The sequence below is a fragment of the Priestia sp. JV24 genome, from assembly GCF_025910025.1.
Taxonomy (GTDB): Bacteria; Bacillota; Bacilli; order Bacillales; family Bacillaceae_H; genus Priestia; species Priestia megaterium.
On the sequence record NZ_JAPCIN010000012.1, the window covers coordinates 204,202 to 229,492 of the forward strand.

The following is a 25,291-nucleotide window of genomic DNA, read 5'->3' on the forward strand; positions in this document are numbered from 1 at the left end:
AAGTAGCTTTGGTGAGAGGAATATGACTTCTTTGTGAACAAAGAGGAGATTTTTGTAAAAATATGTTGAAAACGCCTTCATTTATAGACTCTTTATTTACTAGATAAAAGTCTGTGGATGAGTAAAGGAGGAAGCGCCATGGAAGATTCAAAAATGGTGGAAGATTCAACGCTTTCTGCATCGCCTAACACAGCTCATGTAAGCGAAAATAGTTCCGTTTGGTCAGACTTTTTAGCTACGATTAAAATTGGAATAGTCAACTCGAATTTCATCACCACCTTTACTGGTTTTTGGCTAGCTCTTTTCTTCAACGAACAACACTTCTTAGAAAACCTGGATAAAGCATTTTTTACTTTAATAGGTTCTTCACTTATCATCGCCGGTTCATGCAGTTTGAACAATTACATAGATCGTGACATTGACCCTCTAATGGAACGAACAAAGGGACGACCTACAGTGACAGGGAGTTTTACACCTTTGACGGTCCTTGGGATTGGAATCGGTTTTACGTTAACCGGCTTGCTTATGCTACTAGTTGTTTCTTCAGTAGCCGCTCTCATTGGATTAGCAGGAATACTTACATATGTAGTTCTTTACAGCATGTGGTCCAAAAGACTATACACAATTAATACAGTAATCGGAAGTATATCAGGAGCTGTCCCGCCTTTAATTGGATGGGCGGCTATTGATCCCAATTTACATGTAGTGGCTTGGGTATTATTTTTAATCATGTTTATTTGGCAGCCCCCTCATTTTCTAGCTCTTGCTATGCGAAGATGTGAAGAATACCGGGCAGCGGGAATCCCTATGTTGCCTGTTGTACACGGGTTTGAGCTTACAAAACGACAGATTCTCATTTGGATTGCTTGTTTGTTGCCATTACCTCTTTATTTATACGAATTAGGCACTCCATTTCTAATTTTGGCCACTGTTTTAAACATAGGATGGCTATTTTTAGGATTTGCTCAATACAATAAACAAGAAGACACAAAGTGGGCTAGCATGATGTTTGTCTACTCACTAAACTATTTAACTATTTTATTTGTCTCAATGATTGTCGCAACGCTTTTTGCCTAGATAAAATCTTTCACTGAATGCGACACTGCACAAGGGGGATTTCTTCTACATGTAGAATTCATTATAGAAGGAATAAGTTTTATGCTCAAGAGGGCATAGATGAAATCACGTCAATGAAAGAGAGGTTGGGGAATGGTATGAAAAAATGGCGATTGAACTTTCGCGTTTTGTCGTTATTTACGCTGCTTGCATTCGTGTTATCGGCCTGTGGAAAACCGTTTTTGTCAACACTTAAGCCTGCAGGTGAGGTAGCTGAAGAACAATATTCGCTTATGCTGCTTAGTACAGCCATCATGGTTTTAGTTATTATTGTTGTCACCATTATCTTTATATTTGTTATTTTGCGCTTTCGTCGTCGTAAAGGCGAAGAAAATGTGATTCCAAAGCAAGTAGAGGGAAGCAGAAAGTTAGAAATTATATGGACAGTGATACCTATCTTGCTGCTGATTATTTTGACTGTTCCAACGGTCATCTCAACATTTAAGCTAGCGGATGTAAAAGGAATGAAGGACAAAGATGCTGTCGTAGTAAATGTGCGCGCTAACTTGTACTGGTGGGAATTTGAGTATCCTAATCAAAAAATTATTACATCGCAAGATCTAGTTGTTCCAACGGATAAAAAAGTCTACTTTAACATTAAAGCTTCTGACGTCAAGCACTCATTCTGGATTCCTTCAGTTGGAGGAAAGCTCGATGCTAACACAGAAAATGATAATAAATTCTGGCTAGTGTTTGATTCTAAAAAATCGAAGGAAGCTAACGGGGTTTTCTACGGAAAATGTGCTGAGCTTTGCGGTCCATCTCATTCTCTTATGGACTTTAAAGTACGGGCTGTATCAAGCGATGAATTTGATACGTGGGCAAAAGATTTGAAAAAGGCAAAGCCTGATGTAGAAACAGCATCCGCAAAAGCTGGTCAAGAGGTCTTTAATGAAAGCTGTATCGGATGTCATGCTGTTGACGTCAAAGACAATCGTCCAGAACAAGCTCGTCAAGCACCAAACTTAGCCGGTTTTTCTGAACGTGAGCGTGTAGCTGGGGTGCTTCCTCACAACAAGGAAAATATCAAAAAATGGTTAAAAGACCCTGAAAAAGTTAAGCCGGGTAATAAGATGAGTGGTACATATCCTGACTTAACAGATGAACAAGTGAATGAGCTAGCAGACTATTTAATGAGTTTAAAAGAAAAATAAACGTCCAGTCGTTTTTAAAAGGGGAGGTTTAGCGATGAGTACACTCAGTCAAAAGAAGGGTGTAGGTGGAACAATTTGGGACTTTATGACAACCGTTGACCATAAGAAAATTGCCATTCTTTATCTAATTGCCGGCGGTATCTTTTTTCTAGTCGGAGGAGTGGAAGCGCTATTTATACGTATTCAGCTGGCTATACCAAGCAATGACTTTGTTAGTGCAGGAACGTATAATGAAATTTTAACAATGCATGGAACAACAATGATTTTCTTAGCCGCAATGCCGCTTCTTTTTGCCATGATGAATGCAGTTGTTCCGCTGCAAATTGGAGCTCGAGATGTAGCATTTCCATTTTTAAATTTGTTAGGTTTTTGGTTGTTTGCCTTTGGGGGACTCTTTTTAAATCTAAGCTGGTTTTTAGGAGGAGCACCTGATGCAGGGTGGACCTCATATGCTTCGCTGTCTATTGCATCACCTGGTCACGGAATTGATTTTTATGCGATAGGTTTGCAGATTTCCGGAGCCGGGACATTGATTTCAGGTATCAACTTTCTCGTGACAATCATTAACATGAGGGCGCCAGGTATGACTTATATGCGTATGCCGCTGTTTACGTGGACGACGTTTGTTGCATCAGCCCTTATTTTGTTTGCGTTTCCAGCACTAACGGTTGGATTGTTTTTAATGATTTTTGACCGCTTATTCGGGGGAAACTTTTTTGACGCCACAATGGGTGGGAACACCATTATCTGGGAACATCTTTTCTGGATATTCGGTCATCCGGAAGTATATATTTTAATTCTTCCAGCGTTTGGTGTTTTCTCTGAAATTTTACCTACTTTTTCAAGAAAGAGATTATTCGGGTACTCGTCGATGGTTTTTGCTACCGTATTAATCGGATTTTTAGGGTTCATGGTGTGGGCTCACCACATGTTTACAACCGGACTTGGTCCAATTGCAAATGCCATTTTTGCTGTCGCTACGATGGCTATCGCCGTTCCAACTGGAATTAAAATTTTCAACTGGTTGTTTACGCTTTGGGGAGGAAGTATTGAGTTTACGTCTCCAATGCTGTATGCTGTCGCTTTTATTCCATCATTTGTTATCGGGGGAGTAACAGGAGTTATGGCAGCTGTAGCACCTGCAGATTATCAATTTCAAGATTCTTATTTTATCGTTGCTCACTTCCATTACGTTATCGTAGGCGGTGTCGTATACGCTATATTAGCAGGTGTCACATACTGGTGGCCAAAAATGTTTGGGAAGATGTTAGATGAAAAGTTAAGCAAAGCAACGTTCTGGCTCTTTTTGATTGGTTTCCACTTAACGTTCTTTATTCAGCATTTCTTAGGACTAATGGGGATGCCTCGCCGCGTATGGACGTTCTTGCCTAATCAAGGTCTTGACCTTGGGAATGCAATCAGTTCATCAGGAGCTGCTTTCATGGCGGTTGCTACGCTCATTTTACTGGTTAATATTATAAAAACAACTGCCAAAGGACAAAAGGTAGGAGGAGACCCTTGGGGAGACGGACGCACATTAGAATGGGCTATTTCATCTCCGCCTCCAGAGTATAACTTTAAACAAACGCCGCTTGTACGCGGGTTAGATGCATATTGGATTGAAAAAATGGCAGGAAATAAAGAAATGACGCCAGCCGAACCTCTTGGTGATATTCATATGCCAAACTCGTCGTTTATTCCATTTATGATATCGCTTGGAATGTTTATTGCAGGGATTGGCTTTTTGTATCGAAATGATCATGCGTGGGGAGATATTGTAGGGATTATCGGAATGATCGTCATGTTTTTATCGATGTTCTTCCGTTCATGGATTGATGATCACGGCTTTCATATTCATAAAGAAGACTTAGTTGATGATGACAAGGAGGCGAAGATGTAATGGAGACTGAACAAAAGCTAACTGCTGAAACTTTCCCTGCTTCGCCTGAAAAAGCAACGCTTGAAGGGAAAAATAAATTTACTGGCTTTTGGCTCTTTTTAGGCGGAGAGACGGTTTTGTTTGCTTCACTTTTTGCTACTTATTTAGCTTTACGTAATTCAACGATGTCAGGACCTAAGCCAGAAGAATTGTTTGATATTAAGCTTGTTTTTGCAGCCACCATGATTTTATTAACAAGTTCACTAACAAGCGTATATGCTATGTATCATATGAAAAATTTTGAATTTAAAAAGATGCAGCTATGGTTAGGCGTTACGTGGCTTTTAGGTTTAGCGTTTTTAGGGCTAGAAATTTATGAGTTCAGGCATTATGTTCATGAAGGGCATACGTTTACAAGCAGCGCATTCGGTTCTTCTTTCTACGCGCTGGTTGGGACCCACGGAGCTCACGTAACGTTCGGATTGCTTTGGATTGGTTCTTTGATGATTCGAAATGCGAAGCGGGGGTTAAACTTATATAACGCTCCTAAATATTATGTCGCAAGTTTATACTGGCACTTTATCGATGTTGTGTGGGTCTTTATTTTCACGGTTGTATATTTAATGGGAATGGTGGGATAAGCTGATGACGACAAATCAATCAAACTCAGATAACCCAAGGCTCAATTTAGATTATCGTAAAAAAAGAAACGCAGAAGATATGAAAATGCAAGTTATCTCTTTTGGGATGATGTTGTTTCTAACGCTAATTGCTTTTTTTGCGGTTTATCAAGAGTTTAGCGGATGGTACATTATGCCGGTGATTGTGCTCTTGGCCGTTGTTCAAGTCATCTTTCAACTTTATTATTTCATGCATATGAACCACAAAGGACATACCATACCAGCATTTTTCTTGTATTCAGGTGTATTGGTAGCTCTTTTAACCATTTTAGCTTTTGTAACCATTATTTGGTGGTAAAGAAAAGGGCTGGCATGCGCCAGTCCTTTTCATCATCTGTAGAAGGAGGAATAGACGTTGATTAACAATTTGCAGATGTTTGGTTTTGAAGCACTTTGGAGTCCTTACTATTTTTTAACCATTTGTCTGGTGACCGCCTTATATTTTTTCATCGTTGGTAGATGGAGAGGGAACTTTATAGGAGCGGTGGCCGTAAACAGAAAAACAAAAGCGTATTTTGTTATTAGCATGGTTCTTTTATATATATGTAAAGGAGGACCTGTAGATTTACTAGGGCATTTTATGTTTAGTGCTCATATGACGCAAATGGCAATCGTTTACTTGGTGATTCCTCCGCTTTTTATTTTAGGAATTCCGCCGTGGTTAGCTCGTTCTGTTATTTATGTAAGAGGAGTTAAACCTATTTTTAAATTCTTTACACAGCCCTTAATTGCGCTACTATTATTCAATGGGTTATTCTCTTTGTATCATATTCCGCTGCTTTTTGATTTTATTAAAACGGATATGATGCTCCACGGAATCGTGAGTGTTGTATTATTTGTCGCTGCATTTTGCATGTGGTGGCCACTCGTTAATCAGCTAGAAGAAGAACAAAAGCTAAGTTCTTTAAAAAAACTTGGATACATTTTTGCAGATGGCGTACTCCTTACTCCAGCATGCGCGCTGATTATTTTTGCAAATCATTCTTTATATGCGACGTATACAGATTCAAGCGCTTGGGTACAAGCTCTTTCCCTTTGTGTACCGCCTTCTATGATTGCAAGTTTAGGGCAGCTTGCTCCCGAGATGTTTAATACGCTGCCGCCCGTGGAAGATCAGCAGCTAGGCGGCGTTATTATGAAGATTATTCAAGAAATTGTGTATGGAACGGTTTTAGGATTTATTTTTTTTCAGTGGGCTCGAAAAGAACGAGAGAAAGATACGTACATGCCCGATTTTACTGAGCCTCAAGATATAAAACCAAAGGAATTTTCGACTACTCCTCCTTTGAATTAAAAAAAGCGCAGTGTGATTACTGCGCTTTTTCTAATTCTATAGCTGAACGGTTTCAAGCTGTGATTTGATTTGTGCTAATATCTTTTCACACTGTTCTACAAGAGATGGTGGAAAGTATTCGCCGTCTCCATATTCTACACCGTGAGGATAATAATGTTTGCCTAGCAGAGGTGTCATAAGGTGAATAACAGCATGCCTGCCCCCTACATCGCCTGAAATAGCATGTCCTTGGACTCGCAAATAGAAGGTATCTCGCTGAAACTCGAATTTTCGATCGTACGTGACGCGTTCATAATCCCATTGTCCGGCGCGGACCAGACCAAATTGATGCATAATCTCATCTAATAAATCTAAATCAACCTTTAATGAATCAAATTTTGCATATTCAAATTTCATATGAACTCCCTCCCAAAACAGATATACCCCAATTAAATCATAAGCCGAATGGATAAAACTTGCAATATCTAATAAGGAAAAATGTAAACGTTATCTATTTTTATTTAAACGTTTTAAATACGAAAGTTTACTAAAAAGTTGGTCACACTATAAAACGAGCACACGATGTAAAGGAGGATGAAACAATGAAAACTGTACAAGAGGTAATGACAGCTGATACGGAAACATGCACCACGCTTGATAACGTATATGAAGTAGCAGTGAAAATGAAGGAATGGAATGTAGGAGCAATTCCAATTGTCGATAGAGATCAGCTAGTAGGAATGATTACAGATCGAGACTTAGTTATAAAAGGCATCGCAGAAAAGAAGCCAAATTCAAGTAAAGTAACGGATGTTATGAGTGAAGAGCTTATAACTATTACAGCGGAAGCCTCTGTAGAAGAAGCTTCTAAGCTTATGGCTCAACATCAAATCCGTCGTCTTCCTGTTGTGGAAAATCAAAAGCTAGTAGGGATTGTATCGCTAGGTGATTTATCAACGTTTCGCTATGCAAATGAACGTGCAGGAGAAGCGCTCTCAGACATTTCACAACAAACGCATTAAAAAGCGAAAGCCAACTGTTTGCAGTATATTCGTAAATAGTTGGCTTTTTCTTTTGTTTCCTTCATACCGATAGCTATTTTTTTTTGAATGCATGTATAATAGAGATAAAAATAAGTTAAACAGGTAAAGAAAACAGGTGTAAGGAGAGGAAGAAAAGCTGAAAAAAGTTATTTTTATTCTCGTATTAATAGTGGCATTTGTATACGCGGAGGATTATTTACCTCAGCTAGAAAAATATCTAACGGGTCAAAATATTGAGCAAAACCAAACGGATTCCAAAAGTCAGCCCACACAAGAAGTGGCTTCTTATGAAAAACAAAGTGAAAATATGATGAGGCTCATTGGAGATCATTCAGAACAGTTAATTGGAATGCTTGGAGAGCCGGATCGTATTGATTCTTCTGCATATGGCTATGATTGGTGGATTTACAAAAAGAATCGTCAAACTTATGCGCAGGTAGGAGTAGAAAATAATCAAGTCGTATCTGTATACGTCATTGGCTCAAAAACAAATACAGATCCTTTTGAGATTGGTGAGAAGCGAGAGGAAGTAGAAAAAAGAGTTTCACTTTCATCGGAACTCACGCTTCAAAAAGACGGAAATGAATACCGATTTCGTCTGAGTGAAGAGGATATGAAAATGCGTCCCATTATTAAATATGGAGATGTATACGTCCAACTATATTTTGATCAGTTCCTTAATACAATCTCAAGTATTCGAATTATGGACATGGACACGCTATTAAAACAGCGTCCGTACGAAATTGTTTACCGCGGCGAGCTTCCCACAGCTCCGTCATTGACATCGGAGGAGTGGAAAAGTGTCCAAGAAGGAGAAGAACAGCAAATTATCGATATTACAAATGTAATTCGAGACCGGTTTCAGCTGTCGCCTTTAGCTTGGGACGAAGCCACTGCCGGAGTAGCTTATTTACACAGCAAAGAAATGAGCGACTTAAACTATTTCTCTCACGTTTCACCAGCACAAGGTGATTTAGGCAACCGTCTGCAAAAAGGTGATGTAGTATACCGTATCGCGGGCGAAAATATTGCCTCGAATTATCAGGATGGAATCGCTGCGGTTGAAGGGTGGCTTAATAGTGAGGGACATCGTAAGGCTTTACTCAATAAAGAGTTTACGCGTCTTGGTGTAGGTGTATATGAGAAATATTACACGCAAAACTTTATCACTCCGATGAATGAATAGTAAGATTAAAACTTCCTTTTGAAAATTGGTCTACTCTTGTCCTCTTTCTCATAAGTTTTAGTAGAGGTTAGAGGAGGGACGAGAATGAAAGGAAGAATAGTAGGAATATTGCTCGTACTTTTCTTTGCATATACGACTACTGTACATGCAGCTGAAGGGCAGTGGGAAAAGCTTGATAACTTATCTGATCAAACGCTATCGCTTGTAGAGCAAAAGGAGTATAAAGCAGCCCAACATTTGTTCAGAAACTTTTCGAATGAATTTACCAGTCTCAATACAGCTTCTTTGGGCGTATCGGCCGAAGATATACGTATTTTAACTCTTTGTTATGAACAGGTAGAAAGGTCTCTTTTATCTTCTGATTCCAGTGATGAAGAACGTCTTCAAAAAGCTACTCAATTTCGATTGTTAGTCGATGCGCTGCACAGCAAGCATCAGCCTATGTGGACTGAGCTCGAAGGCAGTATGCTAGCAACATTTAAAGAGATGCGAAATGAAGCGGTAAAAGGAGAACAATCGGCTTATGAAGCGCAGCTTAAGCAATTTTTGAAGGAATATGATATGATCTTACCGAGCGCGCAGGTAGACGTGTCGTTTCCCTATGTACAGCGTGTGAGCGCGGACGTTCACTTTTTACAAACTGAAGGAACGCTAAGTGAGATTAACGATGAGCAGTTTAACCAAATGGAACAAAACTTAAAAGATTTTTTTGAACAAGTAAAAGAAAATCGTACAGACCCGTCTTTTATTTGGGTTACAATTACCACCGGAAGTATTATTATTGCTACACTTTTTTATGTAGGAGCGCGAAAATATTTTGCTGACCAGAAAAGAAAGTCAGCTAGAGGGCGTAATGATTGACGTAAAAGCGCAGAATTGTCTAAAATAAAAGAGTAGTCAAACACATAATGAAAGGTGTGGGTAAATGAGCTTTTTGATTTATTTTCTCATTATTATCCTTGTGCCAATTTGGGCACAGTTTAAGGTGAGAAGTGCTTACAAAAAATATTCAAAAGTAAGCAACTCATCAGGAATGACAGGCGCAGAAGTAGCAAGGAAAATTTTGGATGAAAACGGATTGTACAATGTTCACGTAGAGCCTGTAGGCGGATTTTTATCGGATCACTACGATCCTCGCTCAAAAGTCATTCGTTTATCAGAAGACAACTACTACGGAACGTCTGTCGCAGGCGCTGCCGTTGCGGCTCACGAAGTGGGACACGCGATTCAAGACAAAGAAAACTATTCGTTTTTACGCCTTCGTCACTCGCTTGTGCCGGTAGCAAGTTTAGGGTCTAACGTATCATGGATCTTAATTATGATTGGAATTATCGCGCAGGCTAGTGGGTTATTACTACTTGGAATTATCTTCATGGCAGCAGCTGTCGTATTCCAACTTGTAACACTGCCTGTTGAATTTAACGCTTCAAGCCGAGCGATGACGCAAATCGTCTCAGTCGGAGCGATTAGAAATGACGAAGAGCGCGAGACGCGTAAAGTGCTTAACGCAGCGGCTTTAACATACGTAGCAGCTGCAGCCGTAGCAGTTCTTGAGTTGGTTCGTTTAATCATGATTTATACAGGAATGAATAACGACGACTAAAAAAAATACCGCATTAGCGGTATTTTTTTATCTTTCAAGCGGTTTTTTATTTTCATCAAGGGTAAATCCTTCGCCTAAGACATCATGAACATCCGTAACTGCAACGAATGCGTGCGGATCTACAGAAGTAATAACTTGCTTTAAACGGAAAATTTCATTTTTACTAACCACGCAGTATAGCACGTTGGTATCTTGCTTAGAAAAAGAACCTTGTCCTTTTAAAATCGTCACGCCTCGATCCATTTCTTTCATAATTTTATCCGATATGGCTTCGTTATGATTTGAAATGATCGTTGCTCCTTTGGCGGCATACGCGCCGTCTTGCATAAAGTCAATAACCCGTGCAGCGACAAAGACTGCAACAAGTGTGTACATAGCTTCTCGGTAGGATAAATAAATGAGAGACGCACTAATCACAATAAAGTCAAAAAGAAACATCGTTTTCCCCATATTCCACCCGATATATTTTTGCACAACACGTGCGATGATATCGACTCCTCCTGTTGTTCCTCCAAACCTGAAAATAATGCCAAGACCCACTCCAATAAAAACACCGGCAAAAAGAGCTGCTAGAGTCATATCATGACGCAGGGGCATATTCACTGGGAAGCGCTGGAATATCCATAAAAATAGGGATAAGCTAACGACTCCGAGCATGGTATAAATAAATGCTGTTCTCCCTAATAGTTTCCACCCTACAAAAAACAAAGGAATATTTAACACTAAGTTAGAATAAGAGGGATCAATGTTAAATAAGAAAAATAAAAGCAGGGTAATGCCTGTGAATCCACCTTCAGCTAAATTGTTTTGCATGTTAAAATTAACAAGTCCAAACGCAAATATGGCAGCACCAAGCAGTATAAAAATAATATTTTTTAATCTGAGACCTTTCATACTTACAAACCTCCTATGACCGTTTTTGCACTACCTTATCATAAAGGAATATATTTCATTTCGTAAATAACTATCGAAAAGATTTTTGAAAATAGTAAAAAGTGATGATGTTTCTTCTAGTGCTATGTATTAGTAGTATCCTCAATTCGTAAAATATAGACAGATTTTTGAGAATTAAGGGCAACGTGAGGAATATTGTGAAAGAGCATCTGGTAAAGGCTTGGTAAGAAGAAGTAATTACACTAAATAATTTGAAGTAAAGATGTTATAATAGTAAGCTGAGTGTACTTCTAAAAGAGGTGAAATAAAAAGATGTCAAAAAAAACGATGGAGCAAATGCAACAAGAAGTTGATGCATATATTAGCCAATTTAAAGAAGGATATTTTAGTCCTCTTGCTATGCTTGCGCGCATGTCGGAAGAAGTGGGCGAATTATCGCGCGAAATTAACCACTATTATGGTGAAAAGCCGAAGAAAACGACTGAAGCAGAACGTACGGTCGAAGAAGAAATGGGCGACATTTTATTTGTATTAATTTGCTTTGCAAATTCATTAAATATTGATTTACAAGAAGCGCATGATCGCGTTATGAATAAATTTAATACGCGTGACAAAGATCGCTGGACGAAAAAAGAAGACTAAGGAGAGAAAAAGAATGGACAAAATTCGAATTGTACTTGCAGGACCAAGAGGTCGTATGGGAAAAGAAGCTGTATTATTAATAGAAGAAACAGAGCATTTTGAATTAGTAGCAGCGGTAGATCGTATCAATGAAGGAAAATACATAAGTGATATTGAAGGAATGCCAAATGTACAGGCACCAATCTACACGGATATTGAAAAATGTTTTCAAGACGTTAAGGCAGATGTTTTAGTTGACTTGACAACACCTGAAATTGGGCGCGTTCATACTAAAACAGCCCTAACATATGGAGTAAGACCTGTTGTAGGAACAACTGGCTTTTCAGAAGAAGATTTAAAAGAATTACAGCAGCTTGCTGAAGAGAAGGAACTTGGCTGTATCATTGCACCTAATTTTGCGATTGGCGCTATTTTAATGATGAAGTTTTCACAAATGGCAGCTAAGTACTTTGATGATGTTGAAATTATTGAAATGCATCACGATCAAAAGTTAGATGCACCATCAGGAACAGGCTTAAAAACAGCGGAGCTTATCAGTGAAGTTCGTGAAGCAAAAAAACAGGGTCATCCTGAGGAAAAAGAATTGCTAGAAGGGGCGCGCGGTGCAGATTATGAAGGAATCCGCCTACATAGCGTACGCCTGCCAGGGCTGATTGCTCACCAAGAAGTGATGTTCGGAGGATTTGGACAAACATTAAAAATCCGTCATGATTCATACAACCGTGCTTCTTTTATGTCAGGTGTGAAGCTAGCTGTTGACACAGTTATGAACGTAGACACACTTGTATATGGATTAGAAAATATTATTGACTAAGGAGCGAGAAAAATGAAAATCGCCTTAATTGCACATGATAAAAAGAAAAATGATATGGTACAATTCACAACAGCCTATCAAGCGATTTTACAGGAACATTCGCTGTTCGCAACAGGAACAACAGGAACGCGTATTTCAGAAGCAACAGGTTTGAAGGTTCACCGCTTTCAATCAGGACCGCTTGGAGGAGATCAGGAGATAGGAGCTTTAATTGCTCAAAATGAAATGGATATGGTTATTTTTTTCCGAGATCCGTTAACAGCTCAGCCTCATGAACCTGATATTTCAGCTCTGATGCGCCTATGTGACGTCTATGCGGTTCCTCTTGCAACGAATATGGGAACAGCAGAGATTTTAATTCATGGACTTGAACGAGGCGATTTGCATTGGCGTTCAATTATAAAAAAATAGGGTGAAGATAATGAAAGAAACAATAGATATCCTTGCCTTTGGTGCTCATGCCGATGATGTAGAAATCGGCATGGGTGGAACCATTGCAAGAATGAGTGAACAAGGTTTGAAGGTAGTTATTTGCGATTTGACGCAAGCTGAACTTTCTTCAAATGGAACGGTTGAAATTCGAAAACAAGAAGCGTCTAAAGCTGCTGATGTCTTAGGTGTTCATGAGCGAATTCATCTGCATTTACCAGACAGAGGTTTGGTTTTAAAGGCAGAGTATATAGCTGAAATAGCCTCAGTCATTCGCACGTATCAACCAAGGATTATATTTGCTCCTTACTTTGAAGATCGTCATCCTGATCATGGAAATTGTGCAAAGCTTGTAGAAGAGGCCATGTTTTCCGCTGGCGTTAAAAATTATATCGATTATAAAAAGCAAAAAGCTCATCGTGCTGAGTCTCTTTATTTCTATATGATAAATGGATTTCATAAGCCAGATTTTATCGTAGATGTATCAAGCACGTTTCAAAAGAAAGTAGCTAGTCTAGAGGCTTATGAAAGTCAATTTATAAAAACAGCAGATACGTTTGATACGCCGCTGGTAAACGGATATATTGAAACGGTAGAGAGCAGAGAGCGATTATTTGGCAAAGAAGTCGGGGTAGCATACGGTGAAGGTTTTTTATCTAAAAAACCGATTTTGATGTACGACGATTTAGTAGGTGGAAAATAAATGAAGTTAAAAATTGGTATTACATGTTATGCTTCCGTTGGAGGTTCAGGAGTGGTAGCAACGGAGCTAGGGAAGCTGCTGGCTGAAAAAGGGCACGAAATTCATTTTATTTCCTCTAGCATGCCTTTTAGATTGACGAAAGTATATCCAAATATTTATTTTCACGAAGTAGATGTAAATCAGTACTCCGTCTTTAAATACCCTCCGTATGATCTGGCTTTATCCAGTAAAATGGCTGAAGTGGCTAAAAGAGAAAAGCTTGACATTATTCATACGCACTATGCAATCCCCCATGCCGTTTGCGGGATTTTAGCTAAACAAATGGTGGAGCACGAAGTGAAAATTGTGACGACTCTTCATGGGACAGACATTACGGTTCTAGGAGAGGATCCATCGTTAAAAGACTTAATTAAATTTGGAATTGAGAAATCAGATGCAGTGACGGCTGTATCTCAGTCACTTGTTGATCAAACTCACCATTTGATTAGTCCAGATAAAGAAATTGAAACGATGTATAATTTTATTGATGAACGAGTTTATCATAAAAAAGAAGTGCAGTATTTAAAAGCGGAGTATGGCATATTAGAAAATGAAAAAGTCGTTATTCATATTTCAAACTTTCGTCAAGTCAAACGAGTTACAGATATAGTCAAAACATTTGCTATTATTAATAAAAAGCTTCAGTCTAAGCTGCTGCTTGTAGGAGACGGCCCTGAAATGACGGTTGTGTCTCAATTAGTAAGAGAGCTAAATCTTCAAGATTCTGTATTATTTCTTGGGAAACAAGAAAATGTAGCAGAATTATATTCGATTAGCGATTTAAAACTGTTATTGTCTGAAAAAGAAAGCTTTGGGCTTGTACTTTTAGAAGCTATGGCCTGTGGTGTTCCATGCATCGGAACAAATATAGGCGGAATTCCTGAAGTAATTGAACACGAAAAAACAGGATATATTTGCGAAGTGGGAGACGTCGAAGACGCAGCGAGCAAAGCAATTCAGCTACTTGAAAATGAACAGCTGCATCACCAAATGAGGGAAGCGTCTCTAAGCGCAGTTAATCATAAATTTCATTCAACAGAGATTGTGAGTCAATATGAAAAACTTTATTATAAATTGGTACAGGGTTGAAGAATGGAGGAAGTTATGAAAGAACCGTTCATTCATCCGCTTTATGTTATTGAAAAACTGGAGACAGCCGGTTACGAAGCGTATTTTGTTGGAGGAGCGGTTAGGGATCTCATTTTAAATCGGACGATTGGAGATATTGATATCGCTACGTCAGCTAGGCCTGAACAAGTGATGGAACTCTTTCCTAAGACGATTCATGTAGGAATCGAGCATGGTACGGTTGTCGTTGTCCATGAGAACGAGACCTATGAGGTAACCACTTTTCGCTCTGAGGGAGAATATGATGATTTTCGTCGTCCCTCGTCCGTTACGTTTATTTCGTCTCTGATAGAAGATTTGCAGCGTCGCGATTTTACAATCAATGCAATGGCTATGAATGCAAAAGGAGAAATCATTGATCCATTTAATGGAAGAGAAGATTTGCGAAACCAGTTAATTCGTACTGTCGGAAATGCTAAAGAACGCTTTCATGAAGATGCTCTTCGTATGATGAGAGCCGTTCGCTTTGTCAGTCAGCTGGCGTTTTCGCTGTCTGATCAAACTAAAAGAGCCATTCAACAATACGGTGAACTGCTGAGGCATGTTTCTATTGAACGCATTACAGTGGAATTCGAAAAAATGCTGAGCGGAAAGCGTCCGTCTTTAGCATTAGCACTTGTAGCAGATACGGAGCTGTATCGCTACTTGCCTCAATTGAATGTAGATCCGCAAAAATTCCGATCTGTTTGTGCACACGATTGGATGATGCTTCAGCGAGTATCGGAGTCATGGACACTTCTGGTACATCTACTCGACATTCAAGACAAGCAGGCATTTTTAAAAAGCTGGAAATTATCTAATAAGCAAATTAAAGATATTCAGCTTCAGTCTATTGGTCTTCGAGACGTTTTGGAAAATGGATGGTCAAAACGCATCATGTATACAATTGGAGAGCAGGCCAGCGTAAGCGTGAATCGTATTTTACAACTTCTTCGAAGCAATGAGCATATGAATGAACATGAGCTTCTTTACATCTATAGCGAGCTGCCTATTCATTCTTTAAAAGATTTAGATATAAATGGTCAAGATCTTTTAGTGTGGACAGGTAAAAAGGGTGGTCCATGGGTGTCTCAACTGTTAAAAGAAATTGAGGAGAAAGTTCTATACAATGAGTTAATGAACACGAAATCTTCAATAAGAAAGTGGGTGCAGTCTTGCAGTCAGATATAAGAAGAACGCTGCTTGAAATGTTTACGAACGCAGATGGGGACTATGTCTCTGGCCAAAAGATCAGCGATTTATTAGGCTGTTCAAGAACAGCTGTATGGAAGCATATCGAAGAGCTGCGAAAAGAGGGCTATGAACTTGAAGCTGTTCGTAAAAAAGGCTATCGTATTGTTGGGAAGCCGAACAAAGTAAGCAGCAACGAGCTTTTATTAGGGCTCCAAACAACAAAAATCGGTCAGTATATTCATTATGAGGAAAGCGTGCATTCTACTCAAAAGATTGCTCATCGAATTGCTCAAGAAGGAGCCAAAGAAGGAACGGTCGTAGTTGCTGAAGAGCAAACGGCAGGGAGAGGAAGACTTGATAGAGCGTGGTATTCCCCAAAATATACTGGTGCCTGGATGAGTATTATACTGCGTCCTTCTATCCCACCGCAGCAGGCTCCTCAGCTGACTCTACTATCAGCAGTGGCTGTTGTACAGGCCATTCAAGAAGTGACGAACCTTTCTCCAGACATTAAATGGCCTAATGATGTTTTATTAAATGGGAAGAAGCTAGTTGGGATTTTAACAGAAATGCAGGCTGATTTTGACCGGATTCATTCGGTCATCATTGGAATCGGCATCAATGTGAATCAGCAGGAAACGGATTTTAATGAACAAATCAAACACATTGCCACATCTTTACGTATTGAAAAAGGTGAAGAAATTAATCGTGCAGCTTTGATGCAAGCGTTTTTCTTAAAGTTAGAAACCCTTTACGAAGAATACTTAAAAAATGGCTTTGGTTTAATTAAAGTTCTTTGGGAAACGTATGCAATTAGTATTGGCAAGCGAATTATAGCGCGCACGATGACAGCCAACATTGAAGGCTTTGCAAAAGGCATAACAGATGAAGGCGTTTTATTGATTGAAGATGATGAAGGAGTTATACACCGAATTCATTCTGCAGATATTGAGCTCTCTGCTAAAAAATAGTAGAAAAATAAAGAAATTTTTATTATAATACGAGTATCAAGGTAGTATCGCAAGAACTTCACTTGATACTCGTTTGTTTATTTTTAATACGACAATAAATCTGCCTTGATCCATTAAGGACTAGGACAGAGGGATGACGCATAGGTAAGCACATTAGGTAAAGTGTGCTTTTTATAGATGAAGTCTGTCAAAGTCCTTCTTCCTTTTATAGGTAGAAGGGCTTTTTGTGTGCAGACGTGCGCTCATCTCCTCTGAGAAGGAGGAGAAAGTTAGTGAAAACAAAATTAGATTTTTTACGTATGAAACAAAACAATGAACCAATTGTGATGCTGACCGCGTACGATTATCCGTCAGCTAAGTACGCTGAGGAAGCAGGCGTAGACATGATTTTAGTAGGTGATTCTCTAGGAATGGTCGTTTTAGGATATGACTCTACGATTCCTGTAACGGTAGATGACATGATTCATCATACAAAAGCGGTTAAAAGAGGAGCTGCTGATACATTTATCGTCACCGACATGCCATTTATGTCCTATCACGTGTCGAAAGAAGACACGATGAGAAATGCTGCTCGCATTATGCAGGAAAGCGGAGCTCATGCTTTAAAAGTAGAAGGAGCAAATGATGTTCTCTATACAATTTCAGAATTGACGCAAGCTGGTATTCCGGTTGTTGCACATCTCGGGTTAACACCTCAGTCTGTCGGTGTTCTGGGCGGTTATAAAGTGCAAGGGAAAGAAGCGAAAGAAGCAAAACAGCTAATCCAAGACGCGATCAAGTGTGAGCAGGCGGGAGCTATTGCTGTTGTATTAGAGTGTGTTCCTAAACAAGTAGCAAAACAAGTAGCTGAACGCTTAAGCATTCCTACAATCGGAATCGGAGCAGGAGCTGACACGGATGGTCAAGTACTTGTATACCACGATATATTAACGTACGGCGTAGAGCGTGTGCCCAAATTTGTTCAGTCATTTGCGAAAATAAATGAGCCTATTTCACAAGGGCTTTCACAGTATGTAAGTGAAGTGAAAAAAAGAGAGTTTCCGAAAGAAGCACATACTTTTTCAATGAAAGAAGAGCAGTTAACGGCACTGTACGGAGGGAAATAAGATGAAAGTCATTACAACAATTAAAGACATGCAGCAGGAGATGAAAAAAGAAAAGCAGCTTGGACATTCAATTGGATTTGTCCCGACGATGGGCTATTTGCATGAAGGCCACGCTACTTTGCTTGGAGCAGCTCGCACAGAAAATGAAGTAGTGGTGCTAAGTATTTTTGTGAACCCGACTCAATTTGGACCAAATGAAGATTTTGATACGTATCCAAGAGATTTTGAACGTGATGAGCGCGTGGCAAAAGAAGCTAACGTCGACTATCTATTTTATCCTTCAGTAGAGGAAATGTATAAGTCAAGCCGTTCAGTTGCTATAACCGTGACAGATCGTGTAGACGTATTGTGTGGACAGAAGCGCCCCGGTCATTTCGATGGAGTAGCTACGGTACTAACAAAGCTTTTTCACATTGTAACTCCAGATCGTGCATACTTTGGTAAAAAAGATGCGCAGCAAGTTGCTGTAGTAGATGGCTTAATTGAAGACTTTAATTTCCCCGTGGAGCTTAGAGCAGTAGACACGGTGAGAGAAGCAGACGGATTAGCTAAAAGTTCTCGTAACGTATATTTAACAGATAAAGAAAGAGAAGAGGCACCTGTTTTATTTAAGAGTTTACAAACCGCTCTGCAGCTTCTTGAAAGCGGAGAGAAGCATGTAGAAATCCTTAAAGGGACCATTCGAAAAGAAATTGAGCAACATACGAGCGGTAAAGTGGATTATATCGATGTTTATACGTATCCAGAGCTAAAAACGATTAAGCAAGCCGCTGGCAAAATCATTATTGCTTTAGCTGTTCAATTCTCTAAAGCCCGTTTAATTGATAATGTAATTGTAGACGTACAGGGGGATAACTAAATGTTTCGCACGATGATGAATGCCAAAATACACAGAGCTCATGTAACTGAAGCCAACTTAAATTATGTTGGGAGCATCACCATTGATGAAGATATCATTGACGCAGTGGGAATCGCAGCAAATGAAAAAGTCCAAATTGTAAACAATAATAACGGAGCTCGCTTGGAAACGTACGTGATTCCCGGCGAACGCGGGAGCGGTGTAGTTTGTTTAAATGGAGCTGCTGCAAGACTCGTGCAGCCTGGAGATATTATCATCATTATCTCTTATGCGCTCGTAGCAAATGAAGAAGTAGCTCACCATCATCCAACCGTAGCGATTATGAATGAGCAGAATAAAATCCAACAATTGCTTAAACAAGAACCAGCTGGTACAATTCTATAAGAACAGTCCCCCTTTATGAGGGGGATTTTTATTTGAATACATACGCTAGTAAGTGAACGGTATAAACCTCTATACACACTAAAGTAAAACTTCTATGTATGAAAGCCTCTCTGTTTTTCACGAGAAGGAGTTGCGCTTTTAAAGCATATAGAGCAGGCTTTCACTTTATACTATAAAAAGACAGACTTGCGAGGTGTTGACCGTGAATAAACGCTTTGTTGTGGTAGATCTTGAAACGACGGGACATTCTCCAAAACAAGGAGATAAAATGATTCAATTTGCTGCTGTCATAGTAGAAGACGGCAAAATTGTTGAACGTTTTTCTAGTTTTTTAAATCCGGGTATGGATATTCCGCCTTTTATTACACAACTAACTAACATTCAAAATGATATGGTGAAAGATGCGCCTTTATTTGAAGAAATTTCACCTAAAATTATAGAATTGCTAGATGATGCTTATTTTGTTGCACATAATGTGGCATTTGATTTAACTTTTTTACAAGAAGAACTCTATCAGTGCGGAAGGGAGACGCTTTATAATTCAACGGTAGATACCGTCGAACTGGCCCGGATTCTGCTGCCTACAGTTGATGGGTACAAACTTAGCCAATTAGCTGAGTATTTACATATTGAACATGAAAACCCTCATCAAGCAGATAGTGATGCAGAAGTAACGGCACGTATTTTACTATTACTAATTGAAAAATTAAAGAAGCTACCTCTAACAACTTTAAAGCAGCTGTATGCGCTAAGCTTGCACTTTAAAAGTGAAATTGGAGAACTGATTCAACAAGTTATAGATGATAAAAGTTATGCCGAGGATGATTCTTATGAATTTATACATGGCATTGCGCTAAATAAATATCAGCCGCATTCAGCTAATGAAAAGCAGCACTCTCATACTTACGAAATATTTGAAGCTGAAAAGCAAAAGCTGTTCCATCAGGCTCTGCCATTGTTTGAAGAACGAAAAGGGCAGTGGGAGATGATGAACTTTGTACAAGAGTGCTTTGCAGGTAATGAGCATGCTTTAATTGAAGCCGGGACCGGTATTGGTAAAACCTACGCTTATTTAGTTCCTGCTGTGTTTTATGCTTCTGTTCATCATCAACCAGTCATTATCTCAACTAACACGGTAACGCTTCAGCAGCAAATCATCGAAAAAGATGTACCTATTCTAGAAAAGATTGTTCCGTTTCCTGTTACAGCAGCTGTTTTAAAAGGAAGAGAACACTACATTAGTATAAGAAAGTTTATTCAGCTCTTAAAAGAGCGCAATAATAATTACGATGCAATCCTCACAAAAGCGAAGCTGCTTATTTGGCTGACGGAAACGGAAACGGGCGACAGCGATGAAATAAACCTGCCTTCTGGCGGCAAACTTTTTTGGGAACAGCTAAATGAAAGCAATCCGTCTCCAAGTGATTTTAAGCATCCTTGGAAACTTTATTCTTTTTATGAACGAGCGCAGAACAGGGCGCAAAATGCCCATATAGTAGTGACAAATCATCGCTTGCTGTTGATGGATGTGATGAGTAATCATGAGCTGCTGCCTGAGTATGAACAGATTATTATTGACGAGGCTCATCACTTAGAAGACATTGCCGGAGAAGAGCTGGGAGAGCGCTTAGATTATTTTGCGGTTCATGCGCTATTAAACCGAATCGGAACCATTCAAGACAAAGGGCTGTTAAAAAAAATTCATCATACGTTTGTAAAATATAGCATCGAGCTTAACACTGAATTTCTTCAAAGGCTGTTTGTGCAGCTTCATTCTGAGTGCGATGACTTATTTCGTTTGATTCATTCTTTTGTCCAAAAAAGAATCGGCAATCAGCAGGGTGAGATTGGAAGAAGCAGCTATCGATATAAAGTGGAAAAAGAGCATGGGCATTACTGGACGGCTATTCAAGAAGCAGCGTCGCGCATTCGTTTTTTAATTCACGATCTTTTTACATGGAATGATGGGGCAAGACATTCTTTTGACGAACTATATGACAAAGTCACAAAAAATGAACAGTCGTCTCTTCATGAATTTCAAACGGCTGTTAAAGGATTTGAACACATATCTCAGCAAATAGAAAAGCTTTTGTTCAAACAGCAGAGTCATCACGTAACGTGGTTTGAGATTGAACCAAAAGGAGCAGCGAATGCTACGTATATCTATAGTCAGCCTACTTCCATTGCCGATACGCTGGCTGATGAATTTTTCGCCAAGAAACAAAGCGTTATTTTAACATCGGCTACATTGACGGTGAATGGAACATTTGATTATTTAATTCAAGAGCTAGGGTTATATGACTTTCAGCCTGCTCAACTCATTCTCCCTTCTGAGTTTGATTATGAGAAGCAAGCTAGAGTCTATATTCCTCAAGATATGCCTGCTGTTAACGAAGTATCATTATATGAGTATAGCGCTATGATGGCAGAAAGTATTCTTGACGTAGCTAAAGTAACAAATGGTCGTATGCTGGTGCTTTTTACTTCATATGACATGTTGAAAGCTACGTATGGTTATTTAAAAGAGTTAAACGATCTTGAAGAGTTTGTACTGCTCGGTCAAGGAGTCACAACTAGAAATCGTAATAGACTGCTAAAGGACTTCAGCCAGTTTGAGCATTCCATTCTATTAGGTACAAATAGCCTGTGGGAAGGAATTGATCTGCCAGGAGATTTATTATCATGTCTCGTAATTGTCAGACTTCCTTTTTCATCTCCAAATCAACCTCTGCTGACAGCTAAATTTGAGCAGATGAAAAAAGAAGGAAAAAGCCCTTTTATGAATTATTCACTTCCTCAGGCCGTTATCCGTTTTAAACAAGGATTTGGACGGTTGATTCGTTCGAAAAGTGACCGAGGAGCTATATTTATTTTTGATAATCGTATTACGCGAACAGCATATGGGTATCATTTCCTTCACTCACTTCCAAAAGTCCAGGTTGTTCAAAAAACGTTTTCGGATGTCTTACTGGACTACAAAGAATGGTGGAATGAAAAGACTTGAGCATACGCTTAAGTCTTTTTTTATGCATACTGTTTCTTCACTTGAGAGACGATAGTAATATACTATGATAAGCAAATGAGGACAGTGTATGATTAAAATATTAATAAGTGCCGTACTGTTTTTTAGTTTTATGAACTGTTCGGTTTCAGCAGCCGTCATTAAAAACGTAGATTTTGGTTTACAAGTTGATGAAGTAGTGATCACCTTTTTACCTCTTTCAGCTGGAGAAGCGAGTCTGATTCAAGACGGAAGCGGTGAGACTATTTTGATAAATACTGGGAATGCATCTTCCTATCCCGAGCTAAAGAAGTGGTTGAAGCGATATAAAGTGAAAAAAATCAACCAATTAGTGATTACGAAACAGCAAAAGTACTATGATTCAAATGTTCAGCGAGCTGTGAATGATTATCATATAGAGCGTATTATTGTCCCCGCTCAGTACCAGGCGGAATTTCAAACAGAGAAGTGGAAAGAAAATGATTTATTTCAGTTAACAAATAATATACACGTTGATGTCTTGCATGCATCGAAGCAAAAAATAGCGGCTATGGATCTATTATTTACGATCGGAGAACATCGGATTCTATATGCAATGAGCAGCTCAGATGAAGTAGAAGAAAAGTTTTTACGCATTCCTCTTACCCATGTAGATGTATTGAAAATTCCTGATTTTGGAGAGGGAACGTTTTTTTCGAATGCATTTTTGAAGCAATTAGATACACAGCTTGCGGTTGCGTTTACGAAACCAGGCCGTTCCTATTCCCCTCGACTGCTTTCAAATTTAACAGCTGAATGGATTGAGTTATATGATGTAAGAGAGGGGAGCGCTTACTCTATTAAAATGTCGCTAAAATCCTATGATGTGATGAAATTTTCTGCAAAATAAACAAATTTCCTTTTGCAAAAAGAGGTAAATTCCTTATAATATTATATATGTTTACTTATTTATTCGGTTTTTACGCAAAACGTACAGACGGGATTGATGAGTGAAAAAGATGACGATGGTTTTTGATACCTGTTATAATACGGATATCGTCATTTTTGCGTCGTGATAGACGAGCTAGGAGGTTTACAATGGAAAGTAGGATTGAAGTATTATCAACTGTCCGCGTGGAAAATTCCTCGGATTTATATAAAATTGTTGATAGTTTGAATCGCACGTTGAAAAAGCAAGATTTGATGTTCGGATTAGCGTTAGATGAAGAAGATCAAAGCAAAGCTGTATTTACAATTTATCGTACATAAGTAGGGATTTTATGAAAAAGTTAATTATTGTAGCGGTAGCTGCTGTGCTTTTAATTATCGGAGGCATTTCTTTTAGCATTTATCACTCGTCCGTTAAGGATGTTCAGTCTGCTGAGGAAAAAGCAGCATCCCAAGCAAAAAAAGAATTTAATTTGAAATCTGTCACAAGCACCCAGCCATATTTCGGCAATCATGCATTTTATGTAGTAGAAGGTACAAACCGAAGCAATCAAAAGGTAATTGCTTGGATGCCTAAAAGCAAAAAACAAACAGCTGTTTTAAAGAAAGCAAGCAGCGGGATCACAAAAGAGAAAGCCATTTCCATTGTGAAAAATGATAAAAACCCGCAGGAAATTAAGTCGGTGCGCCTAGGCATTGAAAATAAAAAGCCGCTGTGGGAAGTAACATATGTGGATAAAGATAAGAAACATTTAACATACTATTATCTTGATTTCTCTAGCGGTGAATTTATAAAACGATACAGCTTATCTCAATCATAAATCGTTTATACCATATGAAATACCATATGTGTCATAATATAAGATTTCAGCGCTTTATGAAAATGAAGCCAATTTTTTATCTATAATCAGCCCGCGGGCTGATTATAGCTTTAGTTCATAGGGGGAGATTTTAGTGAAGTTAGCAAAACGTGTATCAGCATTAACGCCATCATCAACATTAGCGATTACAGCAAAAGCGAAAGAATTGAAAGCGGCTGGTCATGATGTGATTGGACTTGGAGCAGGGGAACCTGATTTTAATACGCCGCAGCACATTTTAGAAGCGGCTGTTACAGCAATGAATGATGGTCAGACAAAATATACGCCAGCAGGCGGCCTTGCACCATTAAAAGAAGCGGTAATTGAAAAATTCAAACGCGACCAAGGCCTGACGTATTCACCTTCTGAAATTATTGTTTGTACAGGTGCTAAGCACGCACTGTATACGTTATTTCAAGTTCTGTTAGACGAAGGTGACGAAGTGATTATCCCAACTCCTTACTGGGTGAGTTATCCTGAGCAAGTAAAGTTAGCAGAAGGTACACCAGTATTCGTTGAAGGTTCTGAAAATAACGAATTTAAAATCACACCTGAACAATTAGAAGCGGCTATTACTGCTAAAACCAAAGCTGTTATTATCAATTCACCAAGCAACCCAACAGGTATGATTTACACAAGAGAAGAGCTTCAAGCTTTAGGAGAAGTTTGCTTGAAGCACGATATTTTTATCGTATCAGATGAAATTTATGAAAAGCTTGTATATGGTCAAAATGAACATGTATCGATTGCACAGCTTTCACCAGCGTTAAAAGAAAAAACAATTATCATTAACGGTGTTTCTAAGTCACATTCCATGACGGGCTGGCGTATTGGATATGCAGCTGGTGATGCTACAGTTATTAAAGCGATGACAAACCTAGCGAGTCACAGCACGTCAAATCCAACATCTATTGCTCAATATGCAACAATTGCTGCTTATAACGGCACTCAGGAGCCGGTGGAAATGATGCGACAAGCTTTTGAAGAGCGTCTAAACGTAATTCATGAAAAGTTGATTAACATTCCAGGGTTCTCATGCTTAAAACCACAGGGTGCTTTCTACTTATTCCCTAATGCAATTGAAGCTGCAAAGTTAACTGGTTTTGATACAGTTGATGCATGGGTAGAAGCTATTTTAGAAGAAGAGAAGGTAGCGCTAGTGCCTGGATCAGGATTCGGTTCACCAGAAAACGTACGTCTTTCTTATGCTACATCACTAGATTTGCTAGAAAAGGCATTGGAACGAATTCAATCATTCATGACTCGTCACATGAAATAAAAAAATAACAATAGGTAGAAACAAAAGAGTCTTTTAGCACAAATTACACGTGTTAGAAGGCTCTTTTTGTTTGTTACTTGTTATTATGTTTGTCGAAATGTATAATAGGATGGCATACATAATTACGAAATGTAAGTTTTTTGGAGGG

At 39.0% G+C, this 25,291-nt stretch carries 27 protein-coding genes; 25 read left to right on the forward strand and 2 right to left on the reverse strand.

Features of this window, described 5'->3' with window-relative positions; genetic code table 11:
- Window positions 1-138 precede the first annotated feature (138 nt).
- The 6 genes from cyoE to ctaG all read left to right on the forward strand — a co-directional run bounded on the left by cyoE (window position 139) and on the right by ctaG (window position 6,123).
- Window positions 139-1,077 (forward strand): heme o synthase, encoded by a 939-nt coding sequence (gene cyoE, locus OK414_RS06715; protein ID WP_034653457.1) that lies wholly within the window; start codon window positions 139-141, stop codon window positions 1,075-1,077.
- A gap of 137 nt (window positions 1,078-1,214) precedes the next feature.
- Window positions 1,215-2,270, forward strand: coding sequence for a cytochrome c oxidase subunit II (gene coxB / locus OK414_RS06720; RefSeq protein ID WP_016763448.1), 1,056 nt, complete (start codon window positions 1,215-1,217; stop codon window positions 2,268-2,270).
- Between the two features lie 34 nt (window positions 2,271-2,304).
- Complete coding sequence (ctaD, locus tag OK414_RS06725) at window positions 2,305-4,170, forward strand: cytochrome c oxidase subunit I (protein ID WP_013082312.1); 1,866 nt, start codon at window positions 2,305-2,307, stop codon at window positions 4,168-4,170.
- The gene (ctaE, locus tag OK414_RS06730; protein WP_013056081.1) at window positions 4,170-4,790 is read left to right on the forward strand and encodes a cytochrome c oxidase subunit III; all 621 of its coding nucleotides are present in this window, start codon (window positions 4,170-4,172) and stop codon (window positions 4,788-4,790) included. Before ctaD ends, ctaE begins: the two co-directional genes overlap by 1 nt.
- Before the next feature lie 4 nt (window positions 4,791-4,794).
- On the forward strand, window positions 4,795-5,127 hold the full coding sequence (gene ctaF, locus OK414_RS06735) for a cytochrome c oxidase subunit IVB (protein ID WP_013082313.1): 333 nt from the start codon (window positions 4,795-4,797) through the stop codon (window positions 5,125-5,127).
- 57 nt (window positions 5,128-5,184) lie between these two features.
- Window positions 5,185-6,123 (forward strand): cytochrome c oxidase assembly factor CtaG, encoded by a 939-nt coding sequence (gene ctaG / locus OK414_RS06740; RefSeq protein WP_034653453.1) that lies wholly within the window; start codon window positions 5,185-5,187, stop codon window positions 6,121-6,123.
- A gap of 36 nt (window positions 6,124-6,159) precedes the next feature.
- On the opposite strand, the gene OK414_RS06745 is transcribed toward ctaG, so the two are convergent.
- Complete coding sequence (locus OK414_RS06745; RefSeq protein ID WP_034653451.1) at window positions 6,160-6,519, reverse strand: YugN family protein; 360 nt, start codon at window positions 6,517-6,519, stop codon at window positions 6,160-6,162.
- Between the two features lie 185 nt (window positions 6,520-6,704).
- Between OK414_RS06745 and OK414_RS06750 the strand changes: the two genes are divergently transcribed.
- From OK414_RS06750 to OK414_RS06765, 4 genes are all read left to right on the forward strand, one after another.
- Window positions 6,705-7,124, forward strand: a complete 420-nt coding sequence (locus OK414_RS06750; protein ID WP_013056085.1) for a CBS domain-containing protein — start codon at window positions 6,705-6,707, stop codon at window positions 7,122-7,124.
- A 190-nt stretch (window positions 7,125-7,314) separates the two neighbouring features.
- Window positions 7,315-8,331, forward strand: coding sequence for a CAP domain-containing protein (locus OK414_RS06755; protein ID WP_029325123.1), 1,017 nt, complete (start codon window positions 7,315-7,317; stop codon window positions 8,329-8,331).
- Between the two features lie 84 nt (window positions 8,332-8,415).
- Window positions 8,416-9,192, forward strand: a complete 777-nt coding sequence (locus OK414_RS06760) for a sporulation protein YpjB (RefSeq protein WP_263045427.1) — start codon at window positions 8,416-8,418, stop codon at window positions 9,190-9,192.
- A 64-nt stretch (window positions 9,193-9,256) separates the two neighbouring features.
- Complete coding sequence (locus tag OK414_RS06765) at window positions 9,257-9,934, forward strand: zinc metallopeptidase (protein WP_095379851.1); 678 nt, start codon at window positions 9,257-9,259, stop codon at window positions 9,932-9,934.
- 27 nt (window positions 9,935-9,961) lie between these two features.
- Here the strand turns inward: OK414_RS06765 and OK414_RS06770 are convergent, their stop codons facing one another.
- Complete coding sequence (locus tag OK414_RS06770) at window positions 9,962-10,828, reverse strand: YitT family protein (RefSeq protein WP_013082317.1); 867 nt, start codon at window positions 10,826-10,828, stop codon at window positions 9,962-9,964.
- A gap of 312 nt (window positions 10,829-11,140) precedes the next feature.
- On the opposite strand from OK414_RS06770, the gene OK414_RS06775 reads away from it, so the two are divergent.
- The 15 genes from OK414_RS06775 to OK414_RS06845 all read left to right on the forward strand — a co-directional run bounded on the left by OK414_RS06775 (window position 11,141) and on the right by OK414_RS06845 (window position 25,143).
- Window positions 11,141-11,470, forward strand: a complete 330-nt coding sequence (locus tag OK414_RS06775; RefSeq protein WP_013056090.1) for a nucleotide pyrophosphohydrolase — start codon at window positions 11,141-11,143, stop codon at window positions 11,468-11,470.
- Between the two features lie 13 nt (window positions 11,471-11,483).
- On the forward strand, window positions 11,484-12,284 hold the full coding sequence (dapB, locus tag OK414_RS06780; protein ID WP_013082318.1) for a 4-hydroxy-tetrahydrodipicolinate reductase: 801 nt from the start codon (window positions 11,484-11,486) through the stop codon (window positions 12,282-12,284).
- A 12-nt stretch (window positions 12,285-12,296) separates the two neighbouring features.
- Window positions 12,297-12,695 (forward strand): methylglyoxal synthase, encoded by a 399-nt coding sequence (mgsA, locus tag OK414_RS06785; protein WP_013056092.1) that lies wholly within the window; start codon window positions 12,297-12,299, stop codon window positions 12,693-12,695.
- A 10-nt stretch (window positions 12,696-12,705) separates the two neighbouring features.
- Window positions 12,706-13,416 (forward strand): bacillithiol biosynthesis deacetylase BshB1, encoded by a 711-nt coding sequence (gene bshB1, locus OK414_RS06790; protein ID WP_016763451.1) that lies wholly within the window; start codon window positions 12,706-12,708, stop codon window positions 13,414-13,416.
- Window positions 13,417-14,544, forward strand: a complete 1,128-nt coding sequence (bshA, locus tag OK414_RS06795; RefSeq protein ID WP_034653442.1) for an N-acetyl-alpha-D-glucosaminyl L-malate synthase BshA — start codon at window positions 13,417-13,419, stop codon at window positions 14,542-14,544.
- 15 nt (window positions 14,545-14,559) lie between these two features.
- Window positions 14,560-15,753 carry a CCA tRNA nucleotidyltransferase gene (locus OK414_RS06800; protein ID WP_263045426.1) on the forward strand — a complete coding sequence of 398 codons (1,194 nt, stop codon included), beginning with the start codon at window positions 14,560-14,562 and terminating at the stop codon, window positions 15,751-15,753.
- Entirely contained in the window at window positions 15,738-16,727 is a 990-nt protein-coding gene (locus tag OK414_RS06805) for a bifunctional biotin--[acetyl-CoA-carboxylase] synthetase/biotin operon repressor (RefSeq protein ID WP_016763453.1), read from the forward strand. The genes OK414_RS06800 and OK414_RS06805 overlap by 16 nt, the downstream gene beginning before the upstream one ends.
- 272 nt (window positions 16,728-16,999) lie before the next feature.
- Window positions 17,000-17,833 carry a 3-methyl-2-oxobutanoate hydroxymethyltransferase gene (gene panB, locus OK414_RS06810; protein WP_034653438.1) on the forward strand — a complete coding sequence of 278 codons (834 nt, stop codon included), beginning with the start codon at window positions 17,000-17,002 and terminating at the stop codon, window positions 17,831-17,833.
- 1 nt (window position 17,834) lies between these two features.
- Window positions 17,835-18,692 carry a pantoate--beta-alanine ligase gene (gene panC / locus OK414_RS06815; protein WP_034653436.1) on the forward strand — a complete coding sequence of 286 codons (858 nt, stop codon included), beginning with the start codon at window positions 17,835-17,837 and terminating at the stop codon, window positions 18,690-18,692.
- Window positions 18,693-19,076: an aspartate 1-decarboxylase gene (panD, locus tag OK414_RS06820; RefSeq protein WP_013056099.1), complete on the forward strand. Its 384-nt coding sequence runs from the start codon at window positions 18,693-18,695 to the stop codon at window positions 19,074-19,076.
- A gap of 202 nt (window positions 19,077-19,278) precedes the next feature.
- Window positions 19,279-22,080: an ATP-dependent DNA helicase DinG gene (gene dinG, locus OK414_RS06825; protein WP_034653434.1), complete on the forward strand. Its 2,802-nt coding sequence runs from the start codon at window positions 19,279-19,281 to the stop codon at window positions 22,078-22,080.
- Window positions 22,081-22,168: 88 nt separating this feature from the next.
- Entirely contained in the window at window positions 22,169-22,966 is a 798-nt protein-coding gene (locus OK414_RS06830; protein ID WP_034653432.1) for a hydrolase, read from the forward strand.
- Window positions 22,967-23,154: 188 nt separating this feature from the next.
- Window positions 23,155-23,325, forward strand: a complete 171-nt coding sequence (locus OK414_RS06835) for a YpmA family protein (RefSeq protein ID WP_013056102.1) — start codon at window positions 23,155-23,157, stop codon at window positions 23,323-23,325.
- Window positions 23,326-23,336: 11 nt separating this feature from the next.
- Window positions 23,337-23,825: a DUF5590 domain-containing protein gene (locus OK414_RS06840; RefSeq protein WP_013056103.1), complete on the forward strand. Its 489-nt coding sequence runs from the start codon at window positions 23,337-23,339 to the stop codon at window positions 23,823-23,825.
- A 133-nt stretch (window positions 23,826-23,958) separates the two neighbouring features.
- Window positions 23,959-25,143 (forward strand): pyridoxal phosphate-dependent aminotransferase, encoded by a 1,185-nt coding sequence (locus OK414_RS06845; RefSeq protein WP_013082327.1) that lies wholly within the window; start codon window positions 23,959-23,961, stop codon window positions 25,141-25,143.
- Window positions 25,144-25,291 lie beyond the last annotated feature (148 nt).

What these genes read in the sequence shown, in the direction of transcription:
- cyoE (WP_034653457.1), top strand. Translation starts at nt 139, where the DNA reads ATGGAAGATTCAAAAATGGTGGAAGATTCAACGCTTTCTGCATCGCCT.
- coxB (WP_016763448.1), top strand. Translation starts at nt 1,215, where the DNA reads ATGAAAAAATGGCGATTGAACTTTCGCGTTTTGTCGTTATTTACGCTG.
- ctaD (WP_013082312.1), top strand. Translation starts at nt 2,305, where the DNA reads ATGAGTACACTCAGTCAAAAGAAGGGTGTAGGTGGAACAATTTGGGAC.
- ctaE (WP_013056081.1), top strand. Translation starts at nt 4,170, where the DNA reads ATGGAGACTGAACAAAAGCTAACTGCTGAAACTTTCCCTGCTTCGCCT.
- ctaF (WP_013082313.1), top strand. Translation starts at nt 4,795, where the DNA reads ATGACGACAAATCAATCAAACTCAGATAACCCAAGGCTCAATTTAGAT.
- OK414_RS06745 (WP_034653451.1), bottom strand. Translation starts at nt 6,519, where the DNA reads ATGAAATTTGAATATGCAAAATTTGATTCATTAAAGGTTGATTTAGAT.
- OK414_RS06750 (WP_013056085.1), top strand. Translation starts at nt 6,705, where the DNA reads ATGAAAACTGTACAAGAGGTAATGACAGCTGATACGGAAACATGCACC.
- OK414_RS06760 (WP_263045427.1), top strand. Translation starts at nt 8,416, where the DNA reads ATGAAAGGAAGAATAGTAGGAATATTGCTCGTACTTTTCTTTGCATAT.
- OK414_RS06765 (WP_095379851.1), top strand. Translation starts at nt 9,257, where the DNA reads ATGAGCTTTTTGATTTATTTTCTCATTATTATCCTTGTGCCAATTTGG.
- OK414_RS06770 (WP_013082317.1), bottom strand. Translation starts at nt 10,828, where the DNA reads ATGAAAGGTCTCAGATTAAAAAATATTATTTTTATACTGCTTGGTGCT.
- OK414_RS06775 (WP_013056090.1), top strand. Translation starts at nt 11,141, where the DNA reads ATGTCAAAAAAAACGATGGAGCAAATGCAACAAGAAGTTGATGCATAT.
- dapB (WP_013082318.1), top strand. Translation starts at nt 11,484, where the DNA reads ATGGACAAAATTCGAATTGTACTTGCAGGACCAAGAGGTCGTATGGGA.
- mgsA (WP_013056092.1), top strand. Translation starts at nt 12,297, where the DNA reads ATGAAAATCGCCTTAATTGCACATGATAAAAAGAAAAATGATATGGTA.
- bshB1 (WP_016763451.1), top strand. Translation starts at nt 12,706, where the DNA reads ATGAAAGAAACAATAGATATCCTTGCCTTTGGTGCTCATGCCGATGAT.
- bshA (WP_034653442.1), top strand. Translation starts at nt 13,417, where the DNA reads ATGAAGTTAAAAATTGGTATTACATGTTATGCTTCCGTTGGAGGTTCA.
- OK414_RS06800 (WP_263045426.1), top strand. Translation starts at nt 14,560, where the DNA reads ATGAAAGAACCGTTCATTCATCCGCTTTATGTTATTGAAAAACTGGAG.
- panC (WP_034653436.1), top strand. Translation starts at nt 17,835, where the DNA reads ATGAAAGTCATTACAACAATTAAAGACATGCAGCAGGAGATGAAAAAA.
- panD (WP_013056099.1), top strand. Translation starts at nt 18,693, where the DNA reads ATGTTTCGCACGATGATGAATGCCAAAATACACAGAGCTCATGTAACT.
- OK414_RS06830 (WP_034653432.1), top strand. Translation starts at nt 22,169, where the DNA reads ATGATTAAAATATTAATAAGTGCCGTACTGTTTTTTAGTTTTATGAAC.
- OK414_RS06835 (WP_013056102.1), top strand. Translation starts at nt 23,155, where the DNA reads ATGGAAAGTAGGATTGAAGTATTATCAACTGTCCGCGTGGAAAATTCC.
- OK414_RS06840 (WP_013056103.1), top strand. Translation starts at nt 23,337, where the DNA reads ATGAAAAAGTTAATTATTGTAGCGGTAGCTGCTGTGCTTTTAATTATC.